Annotated in this window: 15 protein-coding genes; 14 read left to right on the top strand and 1 reads right to left on the bottom strand. The window is 36.6% G+C overall.

Annotated elements, in window-relative coordinates; genetic code table 11:
* Positions 1-280: 280 nt before the first annotated feature.
* The 5 genes from sufC to sufB are packed head-to-tail and all read left to right on the top strand — an operon-like array spanning position 281 to position 5,438.
* Positions 281-1,054 (top strand): Fe-S cluster assembly ATPase SufC, encoded by a 774-nt coding sequence (sufC, locus tag IGJ93_RS10700; RefSeq protein WP_067482766.1) that lies wholly within the window; start codon positions 281-283, stop codon positions 1,052-1,054.
* A gap of 12 nt (positions 1,055-1,066) precedes the next feature.
* Positions 1,067-2,356, top strand: a complete 1,290-nt coding sequence (gene sufD, locus IGJ93_RS10695; RefSeq protein WP_071869093.1) for a Fe-S cluster assembly protein SufD — start codon at positions 1,067-1,069, stop codon at positions 2,354-2,356.
* Positions 2,353-3,585 (top strand): cysteine desulfurase, encoded by a 1,233-nt coding sequence (locus IGJ93_RS10690; RefSeq protein ID WP_071869092.1) that lies wholly within the window; start codon positions 2,353-2,355, stop codon positions 3,583-3,585. Before sufD ends, IGJ93_RS10690 begins: the two co-directional genes overlap by 4 nt.
* A complete protein-coding gene (gene sufU, locus IGJ93_RS10685) occupies positions 3,572-4,042 on the top strand; it encodes a Fe-S cluster assembly sulfur transfer protein SufU (protein WP_067482762.1) in 471 nt (156 codons plus the stop codon). Before IGJ93_RS10690 ends, sufU begins: the two co-directional genes overlap by 14 nt.
* Positions 4,043-4,046: 4 nt before the next feature.
* Complete coding sequence (gene sufB, locus IGJ93_RS10680; RefSeq protein ID WP_067482761.1) at positions 4,047-5,438, top strand: Fe-S cluster assembly protein SufB; 1,392 nt, start codon at positions 4,047-4,049, stop codon at positions 5,436-5,438.
* Between the two features lie 140 nt (positions 5,439-5,578).
* Here sufB and IGJ93_RS10675 read toward each other — a convergent pair whose 3' ends face one another.
* Positions 5,579-6,517: a hypothetical protein gene (locus tag IGJ93_RS10675; RefSeq protein WP_071869177.1), complete on the bottom strand. Its 939-nt coding sequence runs from the start codon at positions 6,515-6,517 to the stop codon at positions 5,579-5,581.
* 985 nt (positions 6,518-7,502) lie between these two features.
* On the opposite strand from IGJ93_RS10675, the gene IGJ93_RS10670 reads away from it, so the two are divergent.
* The 9 genes from IGJ93_RS10670 (at position 7,503) to IGJ93_RS10630 (ending at position 18,246) form a co-directional block, all read left to right on the top strand.
* Complete coding sequence (locus IGJ93_RS10670; protein ID WP_270345854.1) at positions 7,503-8,180, top strand: DUF4767 domain-containing protein; 678 nt, start codon at positions 7,503-7,505, stop codon at positions 8,178-8,180.
* A gap of 205 nt (positions 8,181-8,385) precedes the next feature.
* Positions 8,386-8,859, top strand: coding sequence for a YbaK/EbsC family protein (locus IGJ93_RS10665; RefSeq protein WP_075491548.1), 474 nt, complete (start codon positions 8,386-8,388; stop codon positions 8,857-8,859).
* A gap of 3 nt (positions 8,860-8,862) precedes the next feature.
* Positions 8,863-9,315, top strand: a complete 453-nt coding sequence (locus tag IGJ93_RS10660; protein ID WP_067482753.1) for a MarR family winged helix-turn-helix transcriptional regulator — start codon at positions 8,863-8,865, stop codon at positions 9,313-9,315.
* Between the two features lie 264 nt (positions 9,316-9,579).
* Positions 9,580-12,603 carry a polysaccharide lyase 8 family protein gene (locus IGJ93_RS10655; protein WP_086270709.1) on the top strand — a complete coding sequence of 1,008 codons (3,024 nt, stop codon included), beginning with the start codon at positions 9,580-9,582 and terminating at the stop codon, positions 12,601-12,603.
* A gap of 543 nt (positions 12,604-13,146) precedes the next feature.
* Positions 13,147-13,764: a YitT family protein gene (locus IGJ93_RS10650; RefSeq protein WP_067482749.1), complete on the top strand. Its 618-nt coding sequence runs from the start codon at positions 13,147-13,149 to the stop codon at positions 13,762-13,764.
* A 9-nt stretch (positions 13,765-13,773) separates the two neighbouring features.
* Positions 13,774-14,775 carry a LacI family DNA-binding transcriptional regulator gene (locus IGJ93_RS10645; RefSeq protein WP_067482748.1) on the top strand — a complete coding sequence of 334 codons (1,002 nt, stop codon included), beginning with the start codon at positions 13,774-13,776 and terminating at the stop codon, positions 14,773-14,775.
* Positions 14,776-15,125: 350 nt separating this feature from the next.
* Positions 15,126-16,466: an ABC transporter substrate-binding protein gene (locus tag IGJ93_RS10640; protein ID WP_071869173.1), complete on the top strand. Its 1,341-nt coding sequence runs from the start codon at positions 15,126-15,128 to the stop codon at positions 16,464-16,466.
* A 75-nt stretch (positions 16,467-16,541) separates the two neighbouring features.
* Positions 16,542-17,432 carry a carbohydrate ABC transporter permease gene (locus IGJ93_RS10635; protein ID WP_067482743.1) on the top strand — a complete coding sequence of 297 codons (891 nt, stop codon included), beginning with the start codon at positions 16,542-16,544 and terminating at the stop codon, positions 17,430-17,432.
* Positions 17,422-18,246 (top strand): carbohydrate ABC transporter permease, encoded by an 825-nt coding sequence (locus tag IGJ93_RS10630; protein ID WP_067482741.1) that lies wholly within the window; start codon positions 17,422-17,424, stop codon positions 18,244-18,246. Before IGJ93_RS10635 ends, IGJ93_RS10630 begins: the two co-directional genes overlap by 11 nt.
* The last annotated feature ends 22 nt before the right edge of the window (positions 18,247-18,268 follow it).

Raw genomic sequence — 18,268 nt, 5'->3', positions numbered from 1 at the left:
AGAGACCGAGACAAAACTAAAAATCAGTCGTTCATAATACATTTTTTAATTTAAAAAACGCCTAAAATCAACGTTTAAAAAAACGAATTTTAGGCGTTTTTTTCTATTTCGGCTACTTTTATCCTAGCTCCTTTCTTTTTATACAAATTACAATGTAAAAATAAAGCTTTTTTGAGAATAAATGAAAGTTATTCTAATTTCGACTGGTTAGATCATTGCGCTTCATTCTCAATTAGTCTAAAATGGGTGAGAACGAAAGAGAATTTGGAGGGAAACTGGCATGTCTGTCTTAGAAGTAAAAAATTTACATGTATCTATCGAGGAGAAAGAAATCCTTAAAGGTGTTAATTTAGTAATGAAAACGGGCGAAATCCACGCAATCATGGGACCAAATGGAACAGGTAAATCAACTTTATCTGCTGCAATCATGGGGAACCCTAATTATGAAGTAACAGAAGGCGAAGTTTTATTCGATGGGAAAAATATTTTAGACTTAGAAGTGGATGAACGTGCACGACTAGGGTTATTTTTAGCGATGCAATACCCAAGTGAGATTCCAGGAATCACTAATGCAGAATTTATGCGTGCAGCAATCAATGCAAAACGTGATGAAGATAACAAGATGTCTGTCATGACTTTCTTGAAAAAATTAGATGCAAAAATGGATCTATTAAACATGCCTGAAGAAATGGCTGAACGTTATCTGAACGAAGGTTTTTCTGGTGGTGAAAAGAAACGTAATGAAATTTTACAATTGTTGATGCTTGAACCAACATTTGCTATTTTAGATGAAATCGATTCAGGACTAGACATTGATGCATTAAAAGTAGTAGCAAAAGGTGTGAATGAAATGCGTGGCGAAAACTTTGGTGCATTAATCATCACTCACTATCAACGTTTGTTGAACTATATCACTCCTGACGTGGTCCATATCATGATGGAAGGTCGCGTTGTAATGACTGGAAACGCTGATTTAGCAAAACGTTTAGAAGCAGAAGGCTATGCTGGAATCAGTAAAGAATTAGGAATCGACTACAAAGAAGAAGAAGCGTAAGGAGGAGCAGGAATGAAAGAGAAAAACTGGCTCGACCATCTTGACGCGGTCAACGACTTTTCTTTGAGTAAAGGAGAGCCTGCTTGGATGACAGAGCTTCGTCAACAAGCATTGGCAAAAGCAAATGAATTGGTTTTACCAAAAATTGAACGAGTAAAATTTGCTCGCTGGCCGTTATTTGATATCAAAGAAATGACAGATGTTGTGACAGATGCTGGGAATGTTGCTGCGTTTGATACAATGAAAGACAATCCAGTGCTGGTACAACAGGGAACTTGGACTGTTTTTGAACAATTATCGACAGAATTAGCAGAACAAGGTGTGATTTTCACCGACATCTTTACTGCAATGCAAGAGTATCCTGAATTAGTACAAGAATACTATATGACAAAAGCTGTCAATATGGATGAAGATCAGTTAACTGCCTTGCACGCAGCATTTATGAATAGTGGTTTATTTCTTTATGTACCTAAAAATGTCGTGATTGAAGAACCAATTGAATCTTTATTTATTCAAGATGGCACAATCGATCAACATTTCTTTAAACATGTCTTGATTGTCGCAGATGAACATAGTGAATTTTCTTACCTTGAACGTTTTCAAACAACGGGTGAGCAACTAGCAAAAGTTTCTGGAAATATCGTGGTAGAAGTCATTGCGAAAGCTGGATCAAAAGTGAAATTTTCCGCAGTTGATCAACTAGGTGAGAATGTGACGGCTTATATGAATCGCCGTGGTCATATTTTACGTGATGCTTCTGTAGACTGGGCAATTGGTGTGATGAATGATGGCAATATTGTTGCTGACTTTGATTCTGATTTAGTTGGCGAAGGCGGTCATTCTGAAGTTAAGATCGTTGCTATTAGTGGCGGCAAACAAACACAAGGAATTGATACACGTGTGACGAATAAAGCACCACATACGATTGGTCATATTTTACAACATGGCGTGATTCGTGAGCGAGGTGTGTTAACATTTAACGGAATTGGGCACATCTTAAAAGGCGCAAAAGGTGCGGATGCACAGCAAGAAAGTCGTGTCTTGATGCTTTCAGATAAAGCTCGTGGTGATGCTAATCCAATTCTTTTGATTGACGAAAACGAAGTAACTGCTGGCCATGCTGCTAGTGTTGGTCGTGTAGATCCAGAGGAAATGTATTATTTGATGAGCCGTGGTTTGCATAAAGAAGAAGCTGAACGCTTAGTTATTCGCGGATTCCTTGGTTCCGTATTAACGGCTATCCCTGTTGAAGAAGTGCAAAAAGAATTGATTGAGGTCATTGAAGGGAAGTTGAATGCATGATTCATGCAGAAAAATTACGTGCTGATTTTCCTATCTTATTTCAAGAAGTGAACGATGAAGCCTTGGTGTATTTGGATAATGCTGCAACGACCCAAAAACCAAAGCAAGTGTTGGCTGCACTAACTAACTATTATGAAAAAGATAATGCGAATGTGCATCGTGGGGTTCATACTTTAGCAGAACGCGCAACGCATGAATACGAAGCTGCTCGAGAAAAAGTTCGCCGGTTTATCCATGCGAATGAAACAGCAGAGGTTCTATTCACGCGCGGGACGACGACAAGTTTAAACTGGGTTGCAAGAAGCTTTGGGGAGTTCATTCATGAAGGAGACGAAATCGTTCTTTCTTATATGGAACATCACTCTAATATCATTCCATGGCAACAACTGGCTAAACAAAAAGGTGCAACCTTAAAGTATATCGAATTAACACCAGAAAGATTACTCGATATGGCTGATGCAAAAGAAAAAATTACAGCAAAAACAAAGATTCTTGCAATCGCCCACGTTTCTAATGTTTTAGGTGTCAAAAATCCAGTGAAAGATTTAGCAGAACTCGTTCACGAAAAAGGTGGCGTAATCGTGGTTGATGGGGCGCAAGCTGCACCACATATGCCAATCAATGTTCAAGAACTTGATTGCGATTTTTATGCTTTTAGTGGTCATAAAATGTGTGGGCCAACTGGAATTGGTGTTTTATATGGTAAAAGAACTTGGCTAGAACAAATGGAACCAGTTGAGTTTGGTGGAGAAATGATTGACTTCGTTGAACTTTACGATAGCACATGGAAAGAACTTCCTTGGAAATTTGAAGCTGGAACGCCGAACATCGCTGGCGCGATTGCGCTTGGTCATGCGATTGATTATTTAGAAACGATTGGATTAGCAGAAATCCATCGTTATGAAGAAGAAATTGTAGCTTATGTATTGCCTAAACTTCAAGCAATCAAAGGATTAACGATTTATGGTCCACAAGAGCCAGAAAAGCGTACCGGAGTGATTGCATTTAATTTAGAAAATTTACATCCACATGATGTGGCAACAGCACTTGACATGGAAGGTGTAGCAGTTCGAGCAGGCCATCATTGCGCACAACCATTATTGAATTATTTACAGGTACCTGCAACAGCTCGAGCAAGTTTTTATTTCTATAATACTAAGCAAGACGCGGATCGGTTAGTTGAAGCAATTCTCGCAACAAAGGAGTTTTTCCAACATGGGACTATCTAAATTAGACAATCTTTATCGTCAAGTGATTCTAGATCATTCTTCCCATCCACACCATCGTGGAAGTTTGACCGAGTCAACGAATAAAATCGAACTAAACAATCCAACTTGTGGTGATGTGATCGAATTACAAGTAGATGTTAAAAATGGCGTGATTGAAAATATCGCATTTGATGGTAGTGGCTGTTCAATCAGTACAGCCAGTGCCTCGATGATGACGGATGCTGTAATCGGTAAAACCGTTGCCGAAGCACAACACTTAACAGTTGAATTTTTACAACTCGTACAAGGAAATGAAGTCGCCGATGAAGAAAAATTAGGTGATGCAGCCATGTTAAGTGGCGTTGCGAAGTTTCCAGCCAGAATCAAGTGTGCCACACTTGCTTGGAAAGCATTGAGTCAAGCAGTGACTGAAAATGGCACAGCAACAGCCCACCATTACCATAAAGAAGAGGAGTGAGAATATGGGCGTACCAGAATTAGAAGAATATAAATTTGGGTTTCACGATGATGTGCAACCTGTTTTCAGTACCGGAGAAGGATTAACTGAAGAAGTAATTCGTGAAATGTCACGAATTAAAGAAGAACCAGAATGGATGCTCGAGTTTCGCTTGAAGTCGTTAGAGACGTTTAATAAAATGCCGATGCAAACTTGGGGACCTGACTTGTCTGATATTGACTTTGAGGCCATTAAATATTATCAAAAACCAAGTGATAAGCCTGCTCGTGATTGGGAAGATGTACCAGAAAAAATCAAAGAAACCTTTGAAAAAATCGGTATTCCTGAAGCCGAACGTGCTTATTTAGCAGGAGCCTCAGCTCAATATGAATCAGAAGTGGTTTACCACAACATGAAAGAGGAATTCGAAAAATTAGGAATTATTTTTACTGACACTGACTCTGCATTGAAAGAATATCCAGAATTATTCAAGGAATATTTTGCTAAATTAGTTCCACCAACCGACAACAAATTAGCTGCACTTAACTCTGCGGTTTGGTCAGGTGGCACATTCATTTATGTACCAAAAGGTGTCCGAGTAGATGTTCCTTTACAAACCTACTTCCGAATCAATGCAGAAAATACTGGACAATTTGAACGAACATTAATTATTGTTGATGAAGGCGCTAGTGTTCACTATGTGGAAGGCTGTACGGCACCCACTTATTCAAGTAATAGTTTACATGCAGCGATTGTTGAAATCTATACCAGAAAAGATGCTTATTGCCGCTATACAACCATCCAAAACTGGTCTGACAACGTCTATAATTTAGTAACGAAACGTGCAAAAGCTTACGAAGGCGCAACAGTTGAATGGATTGATGGGAACCTTGGTGCGAAAACAACGATGAAATACCCAAGTGTTTACTTGGACGGAAAAGGTGCTCGAGGTACCATGTTGTCAATCGCTTTTGCAGGTGCAAATCAAATCCAAGATACAGGTGCTAAAATGATTCACAATGCACCAAACACTTCAAGCTCTATCGTCTCAAAATCAATTTCAAAAGACGGTGGCGAAGTCAACTATCGTGGACAAGTAACCTTTGCTAAAGACAGCGCAGGATCTATTTCTCACATTGAATGCGACACGATTATTATGGATGAACTATCAAAATCAGATACGATTCCATTCAATGAAATCCACAACAGTCAAGTTTCTTTAGAACATGAAGCGAAAGTTTCAAAAATTTCCGAAGAGCAGCTCTACTATTTGATGAGCCGTGGCTTGACTGAATCAGAAGCGACAGAAATGATCGTGATGGGCTTTGTTGAGCCATTCACTAAAGAACTTCCAATGGAATATGCGGTTGAACTCAATCGTTTGATCAGTTATGAGATGGAAGGGTCTGTGGGGTAAAAGAACAAACAAGAAGCCAAGAATGCTGTTACTATAGCATTCTTGGCTTCTTGTTTGCCTTCGATTTTATCAATTATCTCCTGAAAAATGTTAAAATAGTATTACTTTAAGAGAGAAATTAGGAGGGCTAAATAAAATTTTTATTGTGATTGATATTCTTTCCACCAATCTTCTTTTTGATACTCAAGTAAACGTAGCTTCCCATCAAAAAGTACTTGGAAAACTCGTCTATCCTTACTCAAGGTTCCATCAGGCCCACTTACATTTGGTGGAACTAAGAAGAATGCTAGCTCTCCATAATTAGTTACTGGATTAGTTCCGTGTACACGTACTTCAAAATAGCCATTTGTTTTTTGCGGCATATCAGATGCTTTTATTTCATAATTTCCGTGGGAAGTAATCCCATCCCAATAACCATTTGCAGATAGTGTAGGGAATACAGTAGTTCTATTATTATAATAATCATCTGGGGCATAGCCACCTAAAGTAAATCCAGAGTCTACAATTTTTTTGTTGAAATAGTCACTTGAAAATTGACCAGCAAATGGAGAGAGGTCTCCCTGTAAAACAATTTCATAGTTTTCATTTTCTTTTGGTTTTTGTTTAGTGAAGACCATTTTATGAGTAGGGTCACCGTCTTCCATAATAATTTCAATATCTGATTCATTTACATACGTTACGAGCACATGAAATCCAGAATATTCATCAGATTTTTCCATTGGTGTTTTTGATTGTTTTTCCTGACCTGAAATTTCCCAGTTCGTTTCAAAGGTAGCATTAACTTCACCTTCTAAAGTTGAATAAAATATTTCCCACTTGTTTTTGCTTAATAATTTTACACGTGCAGTATCACCTGATGTAGTATAAAAAGTTCCAGATATATCGATGTATGCCATATCTGCTGCTGGCTTATTTGGTTGTGTCATTTCTGTAATTTGCTCTTTATTAGTTGTTGAACTTTTTTCTTGTGTCTCTTCTGTAACTTGAAGTTCATTGTTATTACTTGCTTTTTGTGTTGCAGAACATCCTACAAGACCTACTATAAGTGTACCTATGAATATCAGTGAGACCTTTTTCAATGTAATAACTCCTCTGCTAAAGATGATGATAATACTCATTTTTTTATTTTTAAATAATATTCATTTATTTGATTTTATCATATACTTTAGGGGATAGACTCTCTAAAAAAGAAGAATGACATTTTATAGGCTAAGTGTGCGTGATAAAATAAGGGGAAATAAGCTTAGCGACAATAGTCAAAAAGGCTCAGTAGGCTAACAGCCATTTTACTTAAATCATTCAAGAAATAGTAAATAAAAAAAACCAAGGACTCGAAAATATTTTTATATTTTCGAGTCCTTGGATCTTTTTGTGGGGATACTATGTAAGATAACTTCACTGGTGATGATTTATAAGTAACTATTTTTGATTGATTTTAGTGATAATCATAAAGAAAAGAATAGTGTTTCTGTACGACCAACTATAGAAGTAAATTGCTAGAGAATTTTTAATAAGTATATGAACAAGTAATTTCAGTGTTTTATGAGATATTTAAAAATGTAACTAGAAAAATAACTATGCAAGTAACTGTCATATACAGAATGTTTTCAAATTTTCGTGTCTTTGTTTTGAAAAATAAACCGGGCTTAGTTGAAAAGAAGTTGCTACGGTATTTGATTGGACTAAATTTTCATTATTCAAGTTTTATTCCTCCATATCGTTTTATGTCATTTTACCATTATCATTGAAGGTTACACAAAAAGTCTTTGATTTATTTCAAGTATAACTGAAAAAGCTAGCGGAACCGACTTTGATTTTACTTGAACCAAGAGCGTAGTTACTGAATTAATTGCTTATTTTATTGATTTTAATAAGTGAATCAGAAAAGATATCTGACAAAAATTATGAACAGAAAGAACAAGTTGTTTTGTCTTCATTAGTACCTTTTTCAAATCAGCATAAGTTTTCACTATTTACAATTCGTAGGTAATTGTAGTAATAGATATAGTTCGTTATAATAACTTTGTAATGATAAAATAAAGTTATTTTATGAGGAGTTATAAAATGAAAAAAGTATGGATTACCAGTTTGCTGTTCGCAGCATTGCTATTGACTGCTTGCCAAAAAAATAGGGAAGTTATTTCTACATCATCATCTACAATAGCCACTAAAGAAACAAGCATGTCGTCTACAGAGCATTCATCTGCCAAGAAAGAAGTAAACTCAATATCTACTTCTACGGAATCAGTTAGTGAGGAACAAGAGACTTCGGAAAGTAGCAGTTCTTCGATTAAAGAAAGTCAAGTGGTGAATGTTTTGTGGAATGAGGCTAAGGCACAACAATTAAACACATTTATGGCTAGCTGGGGACAAACTATGAAACAAAGTTATAAAGAATATGGTCCCGGCAATAACGTTAATTTATATGGCTTACAGCTTCCTGATACGGTTCTTGCTAACACAAATGGCTGGCAAGCGACAGTCAATAATGTGCCAATTACTTTAACTTGGTCAGAAAATGGCGAAGCAAATGCTGGCTATGCGTTAGTAGCGGTCTATTCTGATGTGGAGACGCAAGCATCATTAGCTAAGCATGTTTATTTCTTTACGATTGATGCGGGTGTTCCTAAAGTCTTGGTGACGAGCCAGAATCAAGGAAATCCTGATAATTATTTATATTTCAAAGAGACAGAGAACCAACAATTGAAAGATGGCTTTACTGAAATTGTGGGAAATGTATAAAACGAAAGTTTAAAATTTTTTGACAAGAAAATGATTAAAATAACTTGTTAGTAACTCTAACAAGTTATTTTTTTATGCTCCTTGCAAATATAGATTAAAAAATCACCAATCCATCAATGAAAAAATGTTGATTTTTCAACAAAAAAGCGTTAAGTTTATAACTAGTTAATGTAGAATTTTCAACAATTTTGAGGAGTGAGCCATTTTGATCAATTTAGAAGAAGTATTTAGTCAAGCACACATTGATTTTGAGTTATATAATCATCGCGCGATTTACACCAATGAAGATGCGTTAGTGGTCAAGGCAGAGCAAGGATTCTCTGGCACAGAAACCAAAAGTTTATACCTAAAAGATAAACAAAAGAATAACTATATTTTTCTGACTTTCACAACGAAAAAGAGTGATTTTAAACGGTTAAGTAAGTTAATTGGCAAAAGAGTGTCGGTTGTTTCTGCGGAAATGATGGAAGAACAAACGGGGCAAAAACCTGGAGCTGTATCACCTTTTGGCTACGAAGCACATGTTCCAGTGATTATTGACGAAGAGTTATTGACACATGAAAAATTAGTTTTCGCACCAGGACGTCCAGATCAAACCATGGTGGTGAAAGTAGCAGACTTAGATAGAATAATTGAAGTGCTTAATTTGGAAACCTATCTATTGCCTGCAGAGGAGTAAAAAATGTCTGAAATTTTAAGAGAAATTGGAATTATTTCCCGTTCGTTATCATACATCAGCAATGTTGAGTTCAAGGAATTAGAGCTAAACAAAGAACAATATCTGTACTTAACAAGAATCTATGAAAATCCGGGTATCATCAATGATGCAGTAGCAGAGCTGGTCAAGCAAGACCGGACAACTGTCTCGAAGTCTGTTCAAAAACTTGTAAATGCTGGTTTAGTTCGGAAAGAAATTGATGCTGAAAATAAAAAAATTCGTCGATTATATGCAACTGAAAAAGCAGAAGCATTTTATGACTATTTAAAACGTGAGGAAGCCTATTCAGAAAAAGCTGCTTTACTCGATCTTTCAGCCAATGAAAGAGAAACTTTGTTAAAACTATTGAAAAAGGTGAGTAAAAATGTTGATGAAGAGTGGCTGTTTGTTAAAAACGGCAATAAACGAATCTATTAGGTTTTTCTAACAATAAAAGAGCCAAACAGGAGGGTAGTCTGTTTGGCTCTTTGTCTGTAATCAATGTTCTGGACGGATATAAAATAGCTTAAAATCCGTATTTTACGAAAGAAACTTTGGGGGGAGAAGTAGTTTAGTGAATTATCTTATATGTTTACTAAAAATAAAGTCTATGCTATCATGCTTTTTGAAAACGCTTTATTTAGTTGTGTTGCGATTGGATTAAAGGCAGATGCTGTGGGTAAGTCATCTAGGAGGTATTGGATGAAAAAACGGAAGATGATTCAGTGGTTATCGTTAGTGGGAAGTATCATTGTTATTGGTATGTTTCAGAGTACAACAGTAAAAGCAGCGGAGATTTTTGAAACTAATTTTAGTCAAGAAAAAGGGAATTGGTTAGATATCAAAGGGACTTCCAAGACTAGTCTCAGTGAGAATCAATTAGTTATTAGTAATACAACACAAGGCACTTCAATTGAATCTGTGAGTATTTTACAAGATGCACCGTTAAAGAAAACTGGCGAAGTTGAGATAAGCTTTCTTTATGAAGGACAAAAAAACTTTGGGGTGATTTTTAGAGGTAGTGAGACTGATTCAGCGACTTGGCAATCCTTTGCTTACAATGGAGATGGGGACTGGCAGCTAGGGCAACCGGGTGGAAAGTGGATTACCACAATTAAAGGTTCACCATTGGTCAAAGGAAAAACATATCGTTTGTTGGTGCGCTATGAAGAGAAAAAAATTATGGCTTATTTGAATGGTCACTTGTTATATGAAAATCAAGAAGTCAACTATCCTAATGGCAATGGAAGCATTGATGGAGATTGGCAAGGAAAAATTGGTATTCGTCTTTTTGGTGATCGTGTGACGTTGAAGGTAGTGGCGTTAAAAAATGGGGAGATTGGTTCAATTCCTTTAGATCCTGAAGAGTCAAATGATCCAACAGAGGCAGAAGCAAAAGAGTTGCAACAAAAATGGAAAACCAATCTTGTTGGTGATTTTGAAAAAAATCCTGAATTGTTAAATGATCCAGATGTTATTGCGTATACGCAAAAGCTGTCAGAACAAGCGAATGAATTATATGGGAAACTAAATAAAGAATCCAGTCGCACATATTTGTGGGAAAAGGTAGCTTCAGACACAGCCTCAGCAGATATAACAACGCAATTTGCTAATCTTTCTGTTTTGGCTCGGGCTTACGGGACACAGGGAACGGCGCTTTACCAAAATCAACAGGTAGGAACGGACATTGTCGAGGCGCTTGATTTTATGGTAGATGTTCGAAAATATGATGGGAAAAAATATCACGGCAACTGGTGGGATTGGCAGATTGGTGTGCCACAAAAATTTATTGATATTCTAATGATTATGAAAGACGAACTGACACCGGACCAATTAGCGAAATACACGCAAGTAATTTCACGATATGTTCCAGATCCTTATAAACAATTGTATGGTAAGCCACAAGGAACCTTTGCTGATTTGCATTTTATTCCCAATTTCCAAACGACAGGAGCGAATCGGACGGATTTAGCGTTAACGATCATGGGCTTGGGTATTTTACAAAAAAATGGAGATAAATTAAGTGTTTCCGGAGAAAGTATCAAAGAAGTTTTTGCACTTGTGACAAAAGGAGATGGATTCTATAAAGATGGCTCGTTTATTCAACATGGGGATATTCCATATACTGGTTCATATGGAAATGTTTTAGTGAAAGGAACAAGTAAGATTTTAGGAATTTTAGCCAATTCAAAATGGAATTTACCAAAGGATGTAACAGATTCTTTTGTGACAAACGTGAATAATGCATTTATTCCGTTAATTGAGAAAGGCGAAATGATGCCAATGGTGAATGGGCGTTCAATTTCGCGGGCAACTTCGACAAAAACAACTGGTTTTGGTTCACCAACAATGTATAATTTGTTGCTAGTATCAGAATTTGCAGACCCATCAGCAAACAGTCAATTGAAGGAAAGTGTCAAGTATTGGTTGAAGGAGAATCCAGCTTATTACTATACCAACGCACGTGATTTCAAGGATTTATTGTTAACGAAACAGGTGATGAGCGATGAAACGATTCTTGGAAAAGAAAAACCGTTTCTAGGAAGCAAATTGTATGGTGCAATGGATCGTTATGTGTATGCTAGCGGTGATTTTAGTGTGGGACTTAGCATGTACTCGAACCGAATTTCTTCATTTGAGGCAGGTAACAAAGAGAATAAACGAGGCTGGCATACATCAGATGGTATGCTGTATTTATTCAATCAAGACCAGCAATATGGGGAAGGCTATTGGCCGACGATTGACCCATACCGATTACCTGGTACGACAGTTGATACAGTCAAATTAGCAGATGAAGTGAGCTCATTTACGACGGTGCGTTCTTCAGAAAAACAAGTAGGTGGTGCAACAGACGGGGAAAATGCCGCTATTGGAATGGCGTTAAACAAAGCAGGTACGAAAAATAACGGTACGGTTTTACCAATGGATCTCAAAGCACAGAAATCTTGGTTTGTATTTGATGACCAAATTGTTGCATTAGGATCAGGCATTCAAGGAACGACGTCAGCTTCGATTGAAACAGTGATTGAAAACCGAATGCTTGATTCCAACAGTACGTACCAGTTGTTGACAAATCAAGGTGAAGTTTCCAGCAACGGCGAACAAACGATGCAAGCAAATGAGTGGCTCCTATTGTCATCTTCACAAAAAAATCAGAGTATTGGATATTACTTCCCTCAAGAAGAAACAATTACTTTGGTTAATGAACAGCGTACTGGAAAATACAGTGATATTAATGAAGGTTTCCCAAACAGTCAAGTGTATACGGAAAACTATCAAAAAGTTTTGCTTAACCATGGTCAAAAACCAATCGATGAAAAGTATGCGTATGTTCTTTTACCAAATGCAACAAAGCAAGGTCTTGAGAATTATGCAAAACAAAATCGAATCGAAATTTTATCAAATGAAAAGGCAAATCAAAGTGTCAAAGATACAGTCACTGGAATAACAGCAGCAAATCTTTGGGTAGCCAATCAAACGGTGGCAGGAATTACCTTTAGCCATCCGGCATCTGTTTTGTTGAAAGAAGAATCAAATAAGGCGAAGGTAACCGTTGCTAATCCGCTACAAACGAATGAAACACTGACGTTGAATTTTTCAAAAGCAGTTAAAACAGTTATTCACGCAGATGAAAATATAACAATTAGTGAAGATGGAAGAAGTGCGCAAGTTCAAACAGCAGGTATGACAGGAGGATCTAGTCAGTTGGAAGTTGAGTGGGAATAAAAGGTTGTGGCGCCAAGCGTTCAGCTCCAAAAAAATAATGAGCAACTGGCAAAAATAGCATTTCATATTTTTGGACAGTTATGAATTATTTTGAGGAGTTGCTTGGGGAACACCGTGAATGAGGTTGTGGCGCCAAGCGTTCAGCTCCAAAAAAATAATGAGCAACTGGCAAAAATAGCATTTCATATTTTTGGATCGTTGAGAGTTATTTCGAGGAGTTATTTCGGCATAGGCGTTCACTATTTTGAAATAGTCATAACGTAAGGGTAATTTACTAGCTAATGGCCACGCAAAATGATGAGCTACTGTAAAAATTTATTGATTTAGTGCTGCAAATCGTAAACAGTGAGAATAGCAGGAAAGACTGAAGTTAAGAAGGAAGAACGGGTTTGCGCTCGTTCTTCTTTTTTTATGTAAAGATAGATGGTCAAAAACATTTAAAATATTTTACTGAATTTTCACTAAACTATTTGAAAAAATAGGTGAATCAATGGTATAGTCTACTAGAATGAAATGAAAGCGCTTTGTTAGGAGGGAGTATGAATGCGAAAAGCTGTGATTCAAAGTAAAATAACGACAACAGAACAAAAAAACATTTTAAAGGTTATTGTTGGAAATGTTTTTTTAGGGTTTGCTTACGCAAATTGGATGAAACCGAATAATATTATCAATGGAGGCGTGACAAGTGTCGCGATGATTTTAGAAAAAATCTCGCAAATACCGATTTTTTATTTAACCTCTGGTGTAACAGTCTTGCTACTGATTTTTTGTTGGTTCTTTCTGGGCAAAGGGAACTTTCTCAAATCAATCGTTAGCAGTATTTGCTACAATCTGTTCTTTACGATGTTTTATTTGCTGAAACTCAATGTGCAAATCAATTTGGTTGTCGATTTTCTTTTTGCTTGTATTTTTATCGCGATTGGGTATTATTGCTGCATTTCCGCGAATGCTTCTACGGTAGGAATGGATGTCATTGCTTTAGCAATCAATAAAAAACATCCAGAATTTAGTATTGCCAGAGGAATCCGTTACATCAATGTGATGGTACTGGCTTTGGGATTTTTGACTTATGGGGTAAAATCAGTAGTGATAGGTATTTTGTTCAGTTTACTGAACTCGTATATGTTAGATTTTTTATTAAAACGAAGGATTGAAGAATGAGGTGCTGACATGGCAACAATTAAAGACATTGCAGATTTAGCAAGCGTTTCTAAGACGACCGTTTCTAGAGTATTGAATTTTGATCAAACATTATCGGTAAGTGATGAAACGAAAAAACGAATTTTTGAAGCAGCAGAGAAACTAGAATATACCAAATATAAACGGAATCGCGTAATTGATAAAGGAAAAATCGCAATCGTTCAGTGGATGACGGAAAAAGATGAACTAGATGATGTATATTATCTTTCACTAAGAATGAGTGCTGAAAAGAAGATTTTGGATGAAGGCTATGAGATTGTGCGCTATTTTTATAACGATACACGCATATTTGACGAAGAGGTAATTGGGATTATTTCGATTGGCGAATGTACGCCAGAACAACAACAATCATTAATTGATTTTACAGATAACTTGGTTTTTGTTGGAATGGATATTCTTTCAACCAAATATGATTCTGTCTCACTAGACTTTGATCAAGCTGTGAATAGTGTGATTGATTTTTTCTGTGCGCGTGGCCATAAGAATATTGGGTTCATTGGTGGTTTGGACTACGGCAAAACATTACCTAATCATCCTGTTGGAAAAGATAAGCGAACAATTGCTTTTGAGAAATACACGAGTTTACGCGACGTGTATCGGGAGGAAAATGTATTTCAAAGTAGCTTTGATGTCGAAAGTGGTTACGAGATGATGAAACAAGCAATCGTTACCTTAGGGCAACAGTTACCAACGGCATTTTTTATCGCAAATGATCCTTTGGCAGTTGGTGCATTAAGAGCATTGCTAGAATCGGGAATCAAGGTACCTGAAAGGGTATCGTTAATTGGGTTCAACGATACGAGTGTTGCTAAACATATTTTTCCAACGTTGAGTTCAGTTAGAATACATACAGAACTGATGGGCGAAGCAAGCGTGGAGTTACTGTTGGAGAAATTAGAAACTGGCAGACAAGTAGCTAAAAAATTAATTATTGCGACGGAACTCAGTTTGCGTGGAAGTACAGGCGATTAAACTGGATTAATGGTTGATTATTTGTTTCACTGTTTAAGCGGATGAATAGGAAAAGGTTGTGGAGCAAAACACTTAACTCCGACGAGATAGCACCCCAAATAGCTAATTCCTATTTTGAAGTGCTTGCAAGCTAGGTGGAGGAGCTGTTTTGGGACACCATTCACTCGGAAACCAGAGGTATGACAATGCGTTTGTCATACCTTTTTTTTATTTAAAAAGACCCTATAAAAATTAATTCCAATAAGTTTAGTGAATAAAATAAAAAAGTTCACTAAACTTATTGACCTTTGACTAGCTTTCGTGTATTCTACGAATGAATAAAGCGTTTACAAAAATTTAGGAGGTACTTTATGAAGTACAAAAAATTGTTGAGCGGTGCTTTAGGATTATTGGCAGTAGTTAGTTTGGCAGCTTGTGGTGGCGGTGATTCAAAAGCAGAAGCCGGGGCAGATTCTGCTAAGGATTTGGCAAAAGAAGAACGCGTGAAAAAAGCAAGTATCGAGGTCTATGTTCCAAAAGGCAAAAATACCGATTATTTGCAAAAATCCATTGAGCTTTACAATCAGAAGTATGATACAGAATTGGAATTGAATCCAGTAGATGTCGCACCTGCCATCCCGATGGTTCAAAAGGTAACGCCAAAATTAGTTGCAAACGAAAAAATGCCAGATTTGATTTTCTTGCAAGATAGTAATGCTGGTTCGGTTTTTGACAAGTTTGAAGATTTGTTTTATTCATCTGAAGACTTTGGCTTTGTAAAAGAGTATGGCAAAGATTTTTATGATGCAAAAATGAACATGTTGGGGAATATTGCACCGTCGAAAAAAGTATTTGGTTTTCCTAATGATTGGGGAAATGCGTGCATGTTCTATAATGAAACCGCTTTTAAAGAAGCCGGGATTGACGTAACAACTATCAAAAATTGGGACGAGTTGATTGATGCAGGAAAGAAATTAAAAGAAAAAACGGGTAAAAAGCTATTATTCATGCGTGATACAGGAGAATTAGATCTTGTTAAATATTTGACGGAACAACAAGGTGTGTCTCTATTTGATAAAAATGGAAAATTGAATTTATTAGATGATGCTGTTAAAAAATCGTACGAAATCATTCAAAAACTTCAAGATGAAGATTTAGTGGCCTATGGTAATTCAAAAGATTATACAGTGATTGGGCAAGAGTGTGGCGTAATCTTTGCCGGTGGCTGGTTGGCTTCTTATCAAGCAACGGATTATCCAGATGATGCAGGAAACTGGCGAATCAGTGCGATTCCTGCGGTGGACGAATCGAAAAACTTTTCACCAATGAGTGGTGGTTCTAGCTATTATGTACCTAAAAAATCAGATAATGCGTTAGCTGCACTACAATTCATTACCTTTGCATTAACGGATAAAGATGCTTTAGATGCTTATATGGAACTAAGTGGTTTGCCTGCAAACGTGACTGCTTATCAAAGTGAAGTTGCTCAAAAAGAGTTTCCTTATTACGGAAACCAAAAGATTTTATTGGCGCTAGATGAAATTAGTCAAAATAGTATCAAGGGTTACGCATTCCCTTACTCAGCAGATTTAGATAATTATATTGAGGCTGCAAGCTATGACATCAAGAATAATGGTATGTCTGTTGATAAAGCATTGAAGAAACAGGCAGAAGATTTTGCGTCGAAATACAACGTAGAAATAAACGAGTAAATGAAACGGGTTAGGATAGTGAGGGCTGCCATACTGTCCTAACCTATTTTTAGAACAGAAAAGGAGCATCTGGACATGGAATTTCCAAAAAAGAAAAAAGGCATTACGAATTATTCCCGAACAGCTTACATCATGTTGTTGCCATTTTTAGCATTTTTCATCATTACTTTATTGATTCCAGCAGTGATGTCATTAGGATTTAGTTTTTCAAAAGTATCGACATCCATTGATTTTATTGGTTTAGATAATTTTACAGCTATTTTTAAAGATCCATTGTTTTTTAAATCATACTTCAATGTATTCATCTTTATGATTTTTTCAATTCCGATTACGATTTTCTTTGCTTTGATTTTTGCTGTTTTGTTGAATAAGCCAACGATTAAAGGAAAAGGTTTTTTCCGAACAGTGTATTATTTACCGGCAATCACATCGATTGTTGCTGTGTCATCCGTATTTTTAACTTTTTATAATCCAACAGGTTTGTTCAATACCGTGTTAACAACTTTGGGAATGGAGCCGATTCCTTGGCTAACGGATCCATTTTGGGCACGAGTATCCATCATCATTATCTCAATCTGGTTGAATGTTGGGTATTACACAGTCTTGTTTTTAGCTGGATTGCAAAATATCTCTTCAGAAATTTATGAGAGCGCGGATATCGATGGAGCAAATAGTTTCCACAAGTTCTTTAAAATCACGATTCCTTTGTTAAAACCAGTTGTGCTGATGGGAATGATTCTTTCGACAATCAATGGGTTAGGTGCTTTTGAAGTGCCAAACATCTTATTCAAAAATGGATTTGGACCAGAATCTTCTGCAGTAACAGTTGGTGTGAATTTGTATAAAACAAGTTTTGAAATGGTTGATTTTGGGAAAGCTTCTGCGATTGCCTGGACGATGGTAATTATCGCTGCAATCCTATCAATCATTCAGTTTATTGTAGGAGGAAAAAACAATGAAGCGTAAATTGAACCCTTTACTTATTTATTTCGTTTTGCTGATTGGTTTAGTGATCTTTGCTTTACCTTATGTTTATATGCTCATTGCTTCAACACAATCGAATGATGTCATTTTAGGGGAAAAAATCAATTTTACGATTGGCCCACATTTTTTGAAAAACCTCGGTGAGATACAAGAAAAATATAATTATATCCGAGTCTTATTTAATTCAGCTGTCATCACATTGGTAGGGACAGCACTTTCGACGATTGTCACAACGTTAGCTGGTTATGTTATGGCAAAATACCGGTTTAAAGGTAGCAATCTTATCTTTAATTTAGTGATGGTTTCGCGAATGATTCCAAGTTTTGCTACATTGATTCCTACCTTCTATATTTTAAGTAAGTTTGGTTTAACGAACACGTTTGCCGGGGTAATCATTCCGAGTGTTGCTTCGACAACTTCCGTATTTATGATGCGTCAATATGCACAGCAGTTTCCCAATGAATTGATGGAAGCTTCCCGGATCGACGGTGCTAGTGAGTGGACGATTTTTTGGAAAATTGCTGTTCCAGTGTTGACACCAAGTATCATTACGACAGCGTTACTGACATTTATGGGCTACTGGAATTCTTATTTGATTCCGTTGATTGTTTTATCCGATTCAAAAAAATTCACTGTACCATTAATTATTCAAAACATGACACAAAACAATTACGATCCTTTGAATTATGGTGCGCTGATGGCGGTCTTAGCAACGTCAGTTATCCCGATTGTCTTTCTTTATATGTTTTTACAATCAAAATTCAAGTCAAATGGTCTAGACTCTGCAATCAAATAAGAATTTTAGGAGGAACTGCAGG

Source organism: Enterococcus sp. DIV0174 (assembly GCF_050529065.1).
In the GTDB taxonomy this organism is placed as follows: domain Bacteria; phylum Bacillota; class Bacilli; order Lactobacillales; family Enterococcaceae; genus Enterococcus_B; species Enterococcus_B thailandicus.
This window is presented reverse-complemented; position numbering and strand designations above follow the sequence as displayed.